Annotated in this window: 12 protein-coding genes and 2 tRNA genes; 1 reads left to right on the top strand and 13 read right to left on the bottom strand. The window is 44.3% G+C overall.

The window, feature by feature from the left end; all coding sequences use genetic code 11:
• Positions 1–278: 278 nt before the first annotated feature.
• From HXT44_RS02100 to HXT44_RS02060, 9 genes are all read right to left on the bottom strand, one after another.
• A complete protein-coding gene (locus HXT44_RS02100; protein ID WP_421783043.1) occupies positions 279–5,633 on the bottom strand; it encodes an LPXTG cell wall anchor domain-containing protein in 5,355 nt (1,784 codons plus the stop codon).
• A 269-nt stretch (positions 5,634–5,902) separates the two neighbouring features.
• The gene (locus HXT44_RS02095) at positions 5,903–6,598 is read right to left on the bottom strand and encodes a DUF3800 domain-containing protein (protein WP_004110495.1); all 696 of its coding nucleotides are present in this window, start codon (positions 6,596–6,598) and stop codon (positions 5,903–5,905) included.
• Positions 6,599–6,801: 203 nt separating this feature from the next.
• Positions 6,802–7,551, bottom strand: coding sequence for a YfbU family protein (locus HXT44_RS02090; protein ID WP_004110497.1), 750 nt, complete (start codon positions 7,549–7,551; stop codon positions 6,802–6,804).
• A 303-nt stretch (positions 7,552–7,854) separates the two neighbouring features.
• Positions 7,855–8,832 (bottom strand): hypothetical protein, encoded by a 978-nt coding sequence (locus tag HXT44_RS02085; RefSeq protein ID WP_004110499.1) that lies wholly within the window; start codon positions 8,830–8,832, stop codon positions 7,855–7,857.
• Positions 8,833–8,972: 140 nt separating this feature from the next.
• Complete coding sequence (locus HXT44_RS02080; protein ID WP_157754330.1) at positions 8,973–9,197, bottom strand: hypothetical protein; 225 nt, start codon at positions 9,195–9,197, stop codon at positions 8,973–8,975.
• Positions 9,194–9,730, bottom strand: coding sequence for a ParA family protein (locus tag HXT44_RS02075; RefSeq protein ID WP_241760006.1), 537 nt, complete (start codon positions 9,728–9,730; stop codon positions 9,194–9,196). The genes HXT44_RS02080 and HXT44_RS02075 overlap by 4 nt, the downstream gene beginning before the upstream one ends.
• Positions 9,731–9,871: 141 nt before the next feature.
• Positions 9,872–10,390, bottom strand: coding sequence for a hypothetical protein (locus HXT44_RS02070; protein ID WP_004110505.1), 519 nt, complete (start codon positions 10,388–10,390; stop codon positions 9,872–9,874).
• A complete protein-coding gene (locus HXT44_RS02065) occupies positions 10,390–11,784 on the bottom strand; it encodes a helix-turn-helix domain-containing protein (protein ID WP_415693303.1) in 1,395 nt (464 codons plus the stop codon). The genes HXT44_RS02070 and HXT44_RS02065 overlap by 1 nt, the downstream gene beginning before the upstream one ends.
• Before the next feature lie 238 nt (positions 11,785–12,022).
• Entirely contained in the window at positions 12,023–12,304 is a 282-nt protein-coding gene (locus HXT44_RS02060; RefSeq protein ID WP_004110509.1) for a helix-turn-helix domain-containing protein, read from the bottom strand.
• A 59-nt stretch (positions 12,305–12,363) separates the two neighbouring features.
• Between HXT44_RS02060 and HXT44_RS02055 the strand changes: the two genes are divergently transcribed.
• On the top strand, positions 12,364–12,669 hold the full coding sequence (locus tag HXT44_RS02055) for a helix-turn-helix domain-containing protein (RefSeq protein WP_004110512.1): 306 nt from the start codon (positions 12,364–12,366) through the stop codon (positions 12,667–12,669).
• Here the strand turns inward: HXT44_RS02055 and HXT44_RS02050 are convergent.
• The 4 genes from HXT44_RS02050 to trmB form a co-directional block, all read right to left on the bottom strand.
• Positions 12,629–12,702 (bottom strand) — tRNA-Ile (locus HXT44_RS02050). The genes HXT44_RS02055 and HXT44_RS02050 overlap by 41 nt on opposite strands.
• A 287-nt stretch (positions 12,703–12,989) precedes the next feature.
• Positions 12,990–13,670 (bottom strand): ECF transporter S component, encoded by a 681-nt coding sequence (locus HXT44_RS02045; protein ID WP_064621671.1) that lies wholly within the window; start codon positions 13,668–13,670, stop codon positions 12,990–12,992.
• A 296-nt stretch (positions 13,671–13,966) separates the two neighbouring features.
• Positions 13,967–14,038 (bottom strand) — tRNA-Glu (locus HXT44_RS02040).
• A gap of 107 nt (positions 14,039–14,145) precedes the next feature.
• On the bottom strand, positions 14,146–14,964 hold the full coding sequence (gene trmB / locus HXT44_RS02035; protein WP_064621740.1) for a tRNA (guanosine(46)-N7)-methyltransferase TrmB: 819 nt from the start codon (positions 14,962–14,964) through the stop codon (positions 14,146–14,148).
• Between the last annotated feature and the right edge of the window lie 69 nt (positions 14,965–15,033).

Raw genomic sequence — 15,033 nt, 5'->3', positions numbered from 1 at the left:
CATGGTGAGTATAAGCACAGTTTTCACGAACCCGATTTGGACAAAAAAATAGTTATCCACATGCGAAAAACACCATGCGAATAACTAGGTACATAAAATTTTGAAGATCTCCAACAAAACTCCAACAAAACTCCAACAAGTCTCCGCTAAAGCCAACAACGAACCACGTGCTACAGGCAAAACTATCCCAGCTCAAAGAAAAGGCGAGCAGTTCAACATAATGAACTGCTCGCTTTTTCTTATTCAATGAGACTACTCAACTAGTAGTTGCTTATGCTTCACACGCGCAGTTTGCGCCTTTTAACCAGCATGACTATCACACCCGTGACGCCAATAGTAAACGCACAGACGAGTATGGTCATGATTGCTACACCGGTTGCTGTCAATTCTTGCACACGATACGCGTTCCAATCATCCTTATTACTCTTCACACGCGTATCCACACACAGGCGGACAGTCTTGTCACCATCCTTAACTTCCACCACATTTTGACGTGCAGCAGCATTCAAACCTTGGGAAGCTTTTAACGCTTTCTTATTAACTGCAAATGGTGTGGTGTCTACTACCGGGCACGGTACTAATGGTATTCCAGTAACCTGTGCGCGGTTCGTATGCTTAGCCTGTGGTGTAACTCCAGCGAGTATGCCAGTAACAATTACTGACTCTCCAGGTTTCAAAATAAGCCTATCCCAATTCTTTGGATACTGGAAATCTGTAACCTTGCCCACGCCGGCAATCGTCTCGTCATCCAGTTTAAGCTTGCTTGCCTGATACCAGGCACCAACCTTGGATTCTGGATCTACTTTGCTCGTGTTCGTGATTTTAAACGCGATCTTAATATGATCATCACGCATCTTTAATGCTTCCACGACCTTGTTACGATCCCCCAGTTTCTCACCACTTTTCACATCATACTTAACAATATGAATACTTGGAGCAAGATCAGGCGTACGCGTGTATACCTTATTCGACGGAATACGTTTCCCGTTATATTCTTCAATAAACTGGTTTTCTACACGATCCGCTACCTTAACACGCTGGCATTGAATGTAAGCACGCCACGCTACTGGACGCGTATTTTCCGCGCTCACGAGCTTCAAATATGCAAGCGATGCTTCAACACTCACCACACCATGCTCATCCTGGCTTACCGTAAACAAACGTCCGGCTGGTGACGTGTACATGTTAGAAGCAAGCATACTACCCTTGCGCGCAAAAAGTTTACCATGCTGATATAAGTCACTTGCCGCATACACTGCCCACTGTCCCGTGTACTTATCATACGTGGTGTTCAACGGGTCAACAATCCGCCAATGTTCCGCTTTCAAATACGCGCGGTTTGCTGGAAGCACGGATGAGTCAAGCTGATAGAGGAACGTGGAATTCAAGTACACGCTACGAGCGTTAATACTCTTATCTCCCACATTGATCACTACGTCTTTCGCCGGGTTCAACGGGTCAAGCGGATTCGATACTTGATTCGTAGATTTCCGCGTATTATTCGTCACCTGAATTGCCGTGTTCTTCACGACTGTATGATTCTTCACCGCTTTAACCGTAAACGGCAGAATAATCGTATACGCGTGTCCAAGAAGCTGTTGATCAATAGCAGGATCCTTCAAAGGATCATGCTTATCTAAAGCAGCATACGATGCGAGATCCACTGGCTGCGGATCCCCCTTCACACTCTTAGCAAGTTTAGGAATAAACGTGTCAACAGTCTTGGCATACACGTACGCGACACCATCCTTGACCTGAACATTAAACCTAGCGGTCACATCACTACCATGATCATCAAACACTTGAATATCTTTACTGTTCACGTCCAGGTAGCGTTCATCGTAATCATCCGTAATACCAGCCTTATACACGCGGTACGCGTTATCCTTCTGCTTCAAATCAAGTAATACTTGATAATAGCCAGTGTCTCCTTGCAACAAGATTTTCCCATCAATCGTAATCTTAGGATCCCCTTGCTTACGCGATTGCGTAACACGCTTCTTCGGCTCGTGTTTCGGAGGCCTGTTCGCTACCTTGTTCGACGGGGTCAGCATGTTATTCAATCGCAGTGTCCACTGGTTATCCACCATTTTATTCACAGGAGCTTTCTTCGAAACAGTTCCTTCGAACCTGATTTGTATGCGAGGCTTTACTGCACGCTTCCAATTTTTCGCGACATACTCAGAAGCAAACACGATTGTGAACGAGTGAGCCTTCTTATCCCAGGACACACTATAGTCGCCTTTCACACCCATTTGCGGGTCAGGCATCACCATCTGTTTACCAGTTGTCAAATCAGTAACCTCGAGCGTCTGCTCATCCGGGGTAAGATACTGATCAAACACGTCCACGGCTTGAACACGCGTAATATCATACACGAGATCCGCTGGAAGTTTAGGCTCCGTGATTAAACGGTATTCAACTTTCTGCCCACGATACACAACCTTCTGGTTCACGTCCTGGTTCGCGCCCCCTTGGGAGCCTTCCGCGATCACTTGTTTCTTCACCGGTGGCACGTACCCGCACACGTATGGCTCATTGGTTTTCTGGGTTTCGTTATTCACCCGCTGACTTGCACGATTAGTGAGTTTTTTATTACTGCCTGGGTTTGTGCAGAAACTCACCTCACTACCAGGCTGTTTACCAAAATCCTTGCGAACACGCGCAGAACCTTTACCATACGCGTAATTAACTACACCTGGAACCAGTAGCGTCAACTGTTTTGGTTTTGCAAGCAATACTTGCTTCGCTACATACGCTGGTTTCGCCTCAGCTTGAATTACCGTGCCCTTACGAGTAACCGTAAACTGGTCAGTCACATCACTACCCGAACGTGCAATATCAGCCACACTCGTCTTAGCATCAGTTATCGCGTCTGCCTCGTATACGCGGATCTCACCCAGGTTACTAGTAGGATCCCACATGTAATCAGCATTCTTATAATCATCCGTAAGCGTAATGTTCGTCACTTTCACTAGATCATTCGCGATTACACCGTTGACCACGCTAGCAAGCCTGTCATGGTCAAGCACATGCATCGTATCAGCACCAGTTGTATTCGACCACGCTGGGTCAATCACCATCTGCCATTGACCATGCTTGTCTAACCGTATCCAGGATTTATCTGGTTTTGGTGTCCACTCTTTTACCTTCGGCGTATTCGATGGCACGGTTTGTTTATTCCACGTCTCCCAACCAGAGTTAGGCACGCTTACTTTCTGCCCTGGCTTCAACACGTTTTTCAAAAACACGCCACGCGCCGTCAGACGTACCTGACGATCCTGGGAACGATTCACTGTAGTAGCCAGTAACTCTGGTTTTGCACTGACCCAAACACGCCCCTGAGCTTTATGCACTTGGAAAAGATCAGTAGCAGACTTCCCATCAATCGTGACTTTTACACTTTTCTCATCCAAATCCACGTAACGCGCAGATTCATGATAATCATCACCCAACTCATACACAGTAAGATTATCCGCGAGATTCTTCGGCAGCACACCATTAACCGTGACCGCGAAATCATCACGTTGCACAAACGTGTGCTTGTCAGCATGCACCGTGTTCGACCAACCAGTATCCACAGCACTATCAGCATCCGTTTGACTCTTACTCCAAATCTTATTAGGTTTCGGATTCCTGACAAACACTGGCGGCTTATTCGTCGGCCTGGTCTCATTATTCCACGTTTCTGTTGCTTTATTCGTTAACTGCTGTGGAACATACGCCACATCCGGGCTTGGTGTTAAATGAACAATACCACCCATGATGAGTTTCACTTTCCTATCAGACACGCCAAAAGCAGTAGCAGTAAGAAAACCAGGTTTCGCACTCACCGTAGTAGTATGACGCTTAGTATCAATACTAACTGTGAAATTCCTTGTTTCATCCTTACCATCCACGAACACTTTCACCTGCTCAAGATGATTCCAATCAATCCACTTCGCACTATCTGTCCAATCATCCGTAAGCAAATACGAAGTAAACGGGTTCAACAAGTGCGCTGGAATACGCCCATTCACTACCACGCCAATAGCATCCCCAGTCACGAACGTGCGATCATCCGAACCTTGCTTATTAGAATGCGTAGGATCCTCGGCTTTCAAACCACCAGCCTCGTTTAACACCCAAACCTTATCCGGTCGTGGCGTGACTTTACCAACCTGTTTACTATTACCAGTCTGACAATTATCCCCATCACCATCATAACAAGCTTTCGACCCGTCAGGAATCAAATAATCACTACCAGTAGGAGTTGCTGACTGTGGCACATTCAACGTGTAATAACCACTAGCAGGATGCACCACATGCGCTTTAACAATCCTTTTACCAGGCTGCGAATCATCCACACTCACTGTAGCGCGAACCGCGCCTCCTGACTCATCAGTAACCGTAACCCTCGATAAATCATCACGATCCACCCCACCAATCACAACCTTCTGCTGGCTTACATCAATAGTCTCATACAGCCAGAAATGCTCACTCGCACTCGAATGCGCACGCACATGAGCCGTATACAAACTACCCGACGCGATCTGATCATCAGGAGACACCACACGCTTACCCTCATAATTCGTTAACTGTTTCACCGGTAGTGGAATACGAGGAGCATGCCACTTCTCCGCACTATCAGACTGACCATCTAACACAACCGTGTTCGTCATATACCCTTGAGAAGGAATAACCACATCAAACCAATACCGGCCAGACGGCCAACTCTTCCACGACGAATCCAAATCCGTATAAGAAAAACGCGTACGCGTGCTACCAGTATTCGCTACCGTAAACGATTGACGCGCTTGACGCGTACTTCCATCCACACCCTGCCAATGCAACGTAGAAGTACCCGTAACATCCTCATCAACATCATCACCCTGACGCGTCAAACTAATCACATCAGACACACTCTCCTGATCTCCAGCCGTCGTCGTGTTCTTCGACGCTTCTGTCACCGCACTGACCGTATACTCAGGAGGCGCAGGCGGAGTATCCCCCGGAGAAACACGCGGCTCATCATTCGCTAACACAATCGCAATCACCGCACGCGGAGCACGACTCATCTCACGATTTGCCAAACTATTCAAATCAGTTTGACCATCTTCAAATTTCGTAGCTGTCGTGTAATTAACTCCATTATGTGAATAAGTTGCGTTGGGGATGCCTGAAGCATTCCAAGCATTAAACCACGTACCTGAATTGAATGCGCCGTTAGCTCCCGTATACCAATCCCCTGTCCTGCCAGGAGTATGTACCATACCAACGGCTACCAGACGACATTGAGGATTATTATTCCCATGCGAGGATGCACGACTCACACACTCACTATTCGCCTCATTCACTGCTTGATCAATCGGCGCATACGCAGCATTACTATTAAGACTTTTCACACCAATTGACCCCATAGCAGCAAGCACACTCTGACGTGAGGCACCACCAAACGAATCCTGATACACCCAGGAAACGCGACCACCACTACCATGATAGCCACCACCCCAAGTAGAACCCGAGCCGCTTCCCGCACCACCATCAGCAAACACTGGGGTAGACGACAGTAAACACGCGCTTGCAGAAAGCAACGCAATCGTTTTTACACCACACTTCCTCACACGCGGTTTACGATGAGTATTATTACGCAAAATACTATCCTTTCACTCACCACACAATTCAACCATTTGTTGAATCATGGTGAGTATAAGCACAGTTTTCACGAACCCAATTTGGACAAAAAAATAGTTATCCACAACACGCAAAGAAGCTAATAACACTCATAAAACCAAGCAAACGCGCGACTCTTTCGGTATATCAATATATCGGTATTTACCGAAAAACCAATTGACATCGACTGGTTAACATGAAGAATTGTTCAATATAAAATCATGCTAGGCTCTACGGTAATAGAAATATATTACTGATGAGGTAGCCGACGATAAATTATTTTCTTCTCTATAAGATTCAATTGATTTGACACAACTGCATAATACAATCGATTAGCAGTAATGTCAGCAGCACGAATCAAAGCATCTTGAGCTGAATCCTTTAGACAAAACTCCACGGAACACAAATTGTCAAAAAGCGGAGGAAAGAATTTAGACCATTTATCGTTATAGGTCCCGATCTTAAATTCAGCTTCCAGTGCTTCCCGCAACTCATAACGACCATCAGTAGCCGTACTATGCTCATCCATGAACACGTAGATATTATTCACACCAGATTGGTTCACCAACCCATCACGAATCAATTGTTCCAATGCAGAACGTAATCCTAGTTTAAATGCAAAATCAAGATACCGCTGCTTACTTTTTTTATTCTGAAAGATTTGAGATATCACCATTTTCTGATCAACGATGACACCAAAACGATGATAGGGGTTAAGCGATCGAAACATGGAAGATTTCTGAGAATTCTTAAGATAAATAGCTTTCATTTCGCTATGTCCCTGAGCAGCACCATGAGAACGCTGTAACCGTTCGACAGATATATAACGCCTTCTTGCTATATCGCGCTGTTCTTTTCCTAGAAAGATAACGCCGCCGAATACAAAATAATCATTATGGTAACGGTCAAATACCCCAGACTCGTCAGCATACACGAAAATATCCATATCAATCCCTAAAGGTAAATAAGGTCGCCATCAAGGCGACCTTATTGCCGTGAGGTCGACGCCGGAAAACGACGCTTAAACGTTAATTCGATAGCTCACGTATACAGCGCAAATGCCTGTTCTAGTTAGAATACTCATTTGTAATGGTTTACACAAGCGCGTGTCGCCTATAAATTATCATAAATAAAAACAATCCAATACTACTAGTTGTGTTGTGGAGAAATCCCCATCGACGCATCTGCTATCAATTGCAATTCATCAATAGTTAAAGGCTCTAACATAGAACAGTGACGTTTGGAATCACGGATAATGTTCCATTGTGTCAACATACGATTGTACGTCTGTTTCATAGGAGCATGCGAATTACCATTATCATGCTTTTTATAGAATGCTTTCAATTCAATCCACCGATTATTATCAATAAGATACCTACCAAAATCAGCCAGAGCTGCTTCATGAGAAATGTTAAAATCAAAACCTACAAACTCTATCTTATAAGCTAAACCAGCATCAATAGTTTTCCCATTTTCTTTCAACGATTGTATTGAATAAAGAACATGTCGAAACATGTCAAAAATATTCATAACAAATAGACAATCATCACGCGTTAATTCAGGTTCGATATCACTAAACTCATTATCGTATTCTAAAGTGTATCCTTTTTCAAGAATCCTTGCTAAATTCAATTGATATTCTTTATCACCATCTTCAATATTCTCATTTACAAGTCGCGCAAGAATACGATGAGACAGCGCCAATTGCTTGCGCATCAAAGTATTTATTGACAATGGAGTCATACGTGGTTGAACAATTTCGTTATCACGAGACTCCGGATAAATATGTTCATCAATCCACAATTTCAACAATGAGCTTACACTCACCTGTCGCGCAAACGCTAGATCTTCAAGACGACTCTTGATTTCATCATCCAGACGTACAGTAATAACAGCCATAATAATCCCTTCTCATGCAAAATGCACATAAGATTTTTGTATTTATAGAATATAATTGTAATACTGTAATACAAAATTGTCAAATTGGTTTTGATTTTCTTCCACTTTTCTATAATGAGAGCACTCATACTAGCCATCAATAAGCAATTGACCATAGATTCATGTAGTCACAATTTCTTATTAATTATGGTCTTATTAGATTTAACACATCGGTCTTTACCGACATACCGAAAAATCAAGAAACCGAAAGGGGTACCCACTAGAATGAGTACCCCCTTCTCATAGAAAACTACGAAAAAACGTTTAACCTATCGGACAACCCTGACCAGGCTGACAATCATATTGATCACCATGTTTCGACATTGCTTGCATCTCTTCAAAAGTAAGCTGTCTATTTGTCTGATCTTTCTCTGGATTACCGTTTTTATCAACTAACGTCCATGGTTGGCTTGGGGTAGTACCTTGACCATACGCGCCTTGATACGACTGATACCTCGGATACACACGCTGCGACCGCGCACGCGCTTGTGCTTGACGTGCGGCTTCTTGAGCCTGACGATCAGACTCAACCTTGGCTTGCATACTCTCCTGCACCTTCCGTGAAAGATTCGTTAAACTATTCACATCCTTACGCTCTACTGCTTTGTTTAACATGTCAAGTGTCGCCTGATCCGCTACCTTGCCTTTCGCTTGCTCAGCAAGCTCACGAGCCTCACGAAGCGCATACTCATCCAACACAGTCTGCGATTCTTTTAACAAATGGGTTACTTGCTTACCTTGCTCAGTAAACTTCTTCACAAGCCGTTTAAGCGCTTGAGTAACTGTTTGATACTCTCCCGTACCCGGCTTATGCTTACCACTTACCACTGGGCAATCAGGAACCATTGTCTCTTGAACAGGTTGCAAACTCGTGAACTGTTTCACCAAAACTTCCGCTTTCTTATCACGCTGTTCTACCAGTGATTGTAAACGCTCACACATACTCGTAACCCGCGTGTTAAACGGCTTTAACGTATCAAACAGTTTAACTACTTGCTTGCGTGTTTTCACACACTCAGTACGCGCAAACACTAACTGTTCTTGCGCTTGTTTCTCCCGAAAAACACTCACAGCCCACAGTCCACCACCAAGAATTAAACCTACAATCACAAGGACGCTTACCGGCAGTAGCCAACGTGGAACACGACCCTGTTTTACAGGCTGTGCAGCTTTGCTGTGTGTTTCTGACACTAATTGTTCAGAGGAAACCATGCTCGTATCATTATTAAGATCACTTGTCATGATAAGCCTTCTTTCTTATCTTCTACTTACTATTAGTATACTTCTTTACTCGTTACTTACTTTATGATTCACTATAATTGTCGGTTTTTCGGTATAACAGTTTTCTAGTTTTTACCGAAAAACTAGCATCAATCTGCTCACTATCGTAAATACGCGTCAAGCGCGGCATCTACGACTTCTTGTAAACATTGATCATGATCAAGCGCGTACTGTTTCAAACGACGGCGAGTAGTATCACGTAAACTCACACTGGTTTTCACCCAACCTGATACATCTCGTTTATCCTGAGTAAACACGCTTACCATACTCGACTTTTGACGCTTGCACGCTACTGGTTGAAACGCGCTCATACTCGTGTGTTTCACGCTACTGCCTCCATGATTTCTTGTAACACTTGCCCATACTCGTACAGTTTGCTGGGAGCATGTCCCATACTCGTTTTCACTTCCTGTCGTTTCACTACACTCGTGCTAAACCGTGGCGTACACTGCGCGTCTAACGCATGAACTGTTTCCCGATACGCGCGTGTTGCACGTTCTACACGCGTCAATAACACCACACCACGCGCTGGGTCTGGCAAACTCGATAAAGTAGCCCACGCTTGCTGTAAATCAAGAGGACTATCCGATGTAGGAATAATCACCATATCCGCTACTCGTACACTCATTTCAAGTAAACGTCCTTGTGGTGGCGCGTCCACAATCACTACATCCGAAGCAACACGGTCAACATGCTGTAGTGTTGACATGTTTGCTGGGTCAACCATGATATTATTCAATGTTTCACCAGTTGCTTCAATCATGTCACGCCACAAACTCGCACTAGCCTGAGGATCAGCATCTAACACACGCGCACACCGATCAGGAAAACGCCGCGTGTACGCGACCGCTAGAAACATTGCGGTCGTGGTTTTCGCGACCCCTCCCTTCGCGTTTGCTATCGTAATAATCATCTTTATCATTCCTTTCACTTGATTATCACCAATTTTTCGGTTTCTCGGTAAATCGGTAAATCTATTTTCGGTTTAACAGTTCATGAGTTAGAAAAGTGTCAACTGCACAGCAGTAGGAACTGGAGGTAAATATTGTGGTTGATACGCTCGTGTTTTATCTTCTTCGCTCACACTCTTACGCTTGCTTGTTCCGATTGCTCGCTGTAACCGTTTGGTTTCACGCCACGTAGTACGAACCCGTTTCGTGACATGTTCACGCCACCCCGGATGAGTTTCAAGCCAAGCCTTTACACGAGACAACGGAAGCGATCCTAACTGTCGCACACTCACGTGAAAATCCTCAGCTATCGCGTGAGCTAAATGCAATCGTTGTACGTAATTCAACCCGCCAATAATATTGTTATCCTCCCACACATCAACCAAATAACTCGCTAAACACGCGGATATAAGCGGACATGATTCACATACTTTCACCCCCTCTGCTCGCGCAAGCGCATCAACCATGTATTTACCCCGTTCGTCTTCAACGGTAGAAAACATGCGATCAGCAAGACGAGGATTCGTTTGCGCTAAACGCACACATGGTGCTACTACCTGCTTTCCCATCACACACCAGCAACCACACTCACCGAATCACACGAAGCCTCATACACGGCTTGTTCACGAGGCGTTCGCCCCTCATGCGCTTTCTTGAATGCTTCTACGTCAAACAATTCACGCTTTTCACGCTGATACACCGGCGGTGTAGGCGTACAAGTCGAACACGTCTGTTGACTATTTCGTGTAAGACATCCGACTTGGTAATCATTCAACACACGTAACCACATGTCAGCCAAATCACGAGGAAACATAAGCCGACGAAGCCAAAACACTTGGCTTGGAATCCACTGAATCACGTTCAAAACCAAGCATTCAGCACGCGAGGCTCCATACACCATCAGCAAACCTTTAACAAGCTTTTCCACCCGACGCTCATCGATTTTTGTCACCCCTCCGGCCTGTAATCCCAAACGCAACCGCATTGCCTGAAACGCGTCAATCGCACGAGACGCTATACCAGTTGGTGTCATATCAGCCGCTTGAACACTCATCATGGGAGCATCTGGTATCCACTCAGAAGTTTCGCTATCAGTCTCAACAGAAGCCGTGAGCAAATCACACGCGGAACCTTGCACACGTTCACGCTCACTCGTTGTCGCTGGAGTTGCGGTTGTTGTTTCGGATTCCTGTGGGGGGATATCCCCCGTAGGGGGATTAGGAGGTATGGTTATACATGATGGTTTGGGTGCATCTGCTGCACCCCTAGAGGTGCACGTGTTGCACCCCAAGCCCGATTCTGGGGTGCATTTATCGCACCCCACAGTCACGTGTTCTGGGGTGCATCTACTGCACCCCACAGCCTCTAAACCACTCGTGGTATCATGATCATCATCAACAACACAAGCATCAGTAGACATTACGGTTTGCTCAGAAGACACTACACACGGTTGAGACTGTTGAGAACCATAAACCTCTTCATTCTCATTACTCACAAGGTTTTGGCTACTCGATTGATTACTAGACTTGGTTTGCTGATGAACATGTGATTGCATCCAAGTTTTTTCACCCTGGTCTTGCACCACATATTTTGTTTCATCAGCCTCGCGCAACCGTGCTTCTACATCCTTAGCCGCTTGAACATTCTTCAACTCAGAAAGTGGCGTGTTGACTTGTAAATCCCATACATTTGCGCGCCTATTACGAGGGATAACACTCTGCTTCTTCCCTAACGCCGCGCGTCTTTGATCCCCAAGCGTGATCAATCCTCGCTCATATAAATCATGTAACGCTTTACGCACCGTGCGCTCAGAAAGCTCGGTAGCAACCATGATCTTGCGAACACTCGGATACGCACCAGAACCATCATCCTGCGCACGCTCAGCCAAATACAATAACACTGCTTTCTGAGGAGCAGAACCCAAACTCAAACTAAAAACCCAAGAAACAGCCTGAACACTCATCTGACACCATCATTGGAAGATTGTTGATTCGTTAAAGTTTTTCTGTTCAACTTCTTGTATGATGAAAGAATCAACATGGTCATATAGCAGTAGAAACTGGTATAATAAAACATGTGCGAATCTCCTTTCATAATTTTGGTGAATATGAAACTGATTAGCGATCGGGAAATCTTTGTCAGTTGCATATCATGGTTATTTGCACCGCTCAGTTCTTGACAACAGTCGAGAACTGAGCATTTTAATTTTTTAGCGGCAAACTCATTAGGTCACTATTAGAGCTGTGGATTATATCTGGATGTGTTTGTCGTCCTAGAAGGTAATCGGTAGATACATTGAAACAGTCAGCGAGTGTATTGAGTTCGTCAGCAGAAATTCTGATTTTCCCATTAAGTTTTTGAGACATCGTAGCTGGCGCTATTTTCAAATATTTCGCTAAATCAAGCTGTTTCATATTACGCAACGCAGCTTGTGCCTTTATCCTCATGGCAATTTTAGGAAGATGCAAATCTTTTTCGCTCATGGTTAATGTTATATCACTAGAATTAGTCATTTGCAAATTATGTGTTGAAAAATTGAAAAATGACTTTGGTATATGCTAATATTCTTCACATGAGTAAATTTACTAATGGCAAAAAAAGCTTACAGGACATAGTTACTTACAATGTTCGCGTCATGCTTGCGATTAGACAGCGAACACAAAAAGGCCTTGCTGAAGCAATGAAAATTTCTGCTCCAACCTTATCGCAAAAATTTACAGGTAGAACACGCTGGAATATGGACGATATAGAAAAGGCTTCAAGCTATTTCAAAGTGAAGCCTGAAGCCTTGGTTTCTTCGCAACTTGTGGGGCCTCAGGGGCTTGAACCCTGGACCGACGGATTATGAGTCCGCTGCTCTAACCGACTGAGCTAAAGCCCCACGCTAACAAAGTTAGCAACGACTAGATTAGCACATACCCATAAACGTCGCCAACTCAGTGAGTCGAATTTTTGACCTTGCTTAGGATTACTGAGCTTGAAATCCCTATGATTTCAAACTCGGTCAAAACCCCAACAAACAAAAACAAAACCCAACACAAAACCACACCAACCAAAATCTGCCTCCGTCAATAACGACGAAGGCAGACCTCGCTTGCGTTGAAAGCACACCGTGCTTTCAACCTGAGCAAGCTCGACGTTCTGAAGGAGCTTGAAATCCCGATGATTTCAAGCTCGGTCAGAACGTCCAGATGCGAAGTTATCAAGAGCACCAGTTTTGCGCAAAGCCAAATACACAAACCACACAAGCACTCCAGAAAGCAACAATCCACTAATAAGCTCTGTAATCATATGAATCGTAATATAAGTAGGAGCTTTAGCCTGATACTTAGTGAAGCTTAAGAACACACCATACTCAAAAGCCACAAGCAAACCAGAAAGAGCACTTAAAGTCAAATTAAACTTTCGCAAACGGAAAATTAAGAACGGAATCTCCGCAAACACACCCTGCAAAAGTGCGGAAATAAGCGTATCTCGCATATTAAACGGAGTTCCAAGAAGCACCTGTACAAATGCTGCAACAACATTTACATACACTGCAGAACCTGGCTTACGAATAAGCAAAACTGCAAGAGTTCCAGACAAATACCAAACACCATGCGTGATGCTTGCAAAACCAGGAAGAACAGCTGCATTCAAAGTACGAATCAAAGGAATAAACACCAAGCCATAGCCATACAAGATAACGCCAAAAACAGCAGCAAGAGCAGCACCTAATGCGATATCTGCAACACGCCAACGCATGCTTACAACCCTATTAATACTAGAAGCAGCATTACTATCCACTTGATCCGTTACACAATTAGATGATTCTAACCCATTATTATTTGTATTGAAAATATCGCTCATAGGAAATCCTTTTTAAGCTGCTGCGCATTGTAAATTACTGAATTGAATACTTCCTGACCTACGCAGCCTGGGCAGAAGTACCAATGAGAAAGTGTATCACCTCTAAAAAGCACAACATACCTTTTGTGATATTTAATACATTGTCAGATCTTATATCGATTTATAGAAAAAATATATGAAAAACTAATTGCTGCGCAAAATACGAAAAATAGGGTAAGCAGCAAAAATAGAAATACGAACATCAGAAATACAAAAAACGAAAAACGCCGCTGAAAACCCAGCGGCGTTGTAATTTGTACCCCCTAAGAGAGTCGAACTCTTGTTGTCAGATTGAAAGTCTGGTGTCCTAACCGTTAGACGAAGGGGGCTTCGAACCAAACCATATGATATTAACACTCAAAAAAGCAGTACGCAACTCACGGCGTGTTGAGGTTAAGTACAATTGCAAAGCTACGAGAACAGCGGCGGCAGAACATTATTGTGTTATGTAGGTGAAGTCGTGAATCGTGCGACCAGCCTCCAAGCCTTTGCGTTCAAAATTCGTAAGAACTCGACCAGCAAAGCGCTCAGATTCGCTAAAATCTGCGTGTGGAAGAGTTGCAGCGGTGCCAGCTGTACCTTTTCCTACGTGCTCAACTGGAAGACTTACGCTTAATTCGCCAATATTTGCAAAATCTTCGCGAGAATCCATAATCTCATGCACATGCAAAGCATAGTCCTCAATATCTGTAGCAATGCGCCAAACGCCCTCTTTACGCAACGCCTGATGGATTGTAGAGGCAAGCTCTGGTTGCACAATACGACGCTTATGGTGACGCATTTTAGGCCATGGATCCGGGAAGAAAGTCCAAACTTCTTCTAAAACTCCACAGTCGCACGCAGCGAAGAAATCAGGAGCGTTAATTTGCGCAATACGAAGATTAGTCAAACCTTGCTTTCCAGCAAGAAGCATTGTGTGAGCAACGCCTGGATCATAAACTTCAAGCGCTAAAAAGTTAGTTTCCGGCAAACGTTCAGCTGCGGCAACAATGTTTTCGCCTTGCCCGGAACCAATTTCAACAATAAGCGGATTATCATTCCCCCACTTATCACTAATCCAATCATGCGTAATGTTCAAATTTTCGCGCAATCTAAATGAGCCAGGCGCTTCAGTAACGTCTAGCAGGTACTGACTTGCATAACGCTCCTGAGCGTGCTGTAAACGCGCATCTAAGCGCCCAGAACGACGCACAAACGACAATACAGTGCGTTGCTTGGCTTGCATAGTGTTTTCGTTTTCATTTTCAATGCTCATGAGATTACTTTCGTTATTTGGGCTATATGCCTTTAGTTTAAATTCGCATGATTTTAATCATGCTCGTAC

It is taken from the genome of Gardnerella sp. DNF01198P (assembly GCF_049244165.1).
Lineage (GTDB): Bacteria > Actinomycetota > Actinomycetes > Actinomycetales > Bifidobacteriaceae > Bifidobacterium > Bifidobacterium swidsinskii.
The sequence above is the reverse complement of the archived record's forward strand: the minus strand, read 5'-3'. Positions and strand labels throughout refer to the sequence as shown.

Coding starts and splice junctions, on each gene's coding strand:
- HXT44_RS02095 (WP_004110495.1), bottom strand. CDS start 6,598: ATGGATATTTTCGTGTATGCTGACGAGTCTGGGGTATTTGACCGTTAC.
- HXT44_RS02090 (WP_004110497.1), bottom strand. CDS start 7,551: ATGGCTGTTATTACTGTACGTCTGGATGATGAAATCAAGAGTCGTCTT.
- HXT44_RS02085 (WP_004110499.1), bottom strand. CDS start 8,832: ATGACAAGTGATCTTAATAATGATACGAGCATGGTTTCCTCTGAACAA.
- HXT44_RS02075 (WP_241760006.1), bottom strand. CDS start 9,730: ATGTTTCTAGCGGTCGCGTACACGCGGCGTTTTCCTGATCGGTGTGCG.
- HXT44_RS02070 (WP_004110505.1), bottom strand. CDS start 10,390: ATGGGAAAGCAGGTAGTAGCACCATGTGTGCGTTTAGCGCAAACGAAT.
- HXT44_RS02065 (WP_415693303.1), bottom strand. CDS start 11,784: ATGAGTGTTCAGGCTGTTTCTTGGGTTTTTAGTTTGAGTTTGGGTTCT.
- HXT44_RS02060 (WP_004110509.1), bottom strand. CDS start 12,304: ATGAGCGAAAAAGATTTGCATCTTCCTAAAATTGCCATGAGGATAAAG.
- HXT44_RS02055 (WP_004110512.1), top strand. CDS start 12,364: ATGACTTTGGTATATGCTAATATTCTTCACATGAGTAAATTTACTAAT.
- HXT44_RS02045 (WP_064621671.1), bottom strand. CDS start 13,670: ATGAGCGATATTTTCAATACAAATAATAATGGGTTAGAATCATCTAAT.
- trmB (WP_064621740.1), bottom strand. CDS start 14,964: ATGAGCATTGAAAATGAAAACGAAAACACTATGCAAGCCAAGCAACGC.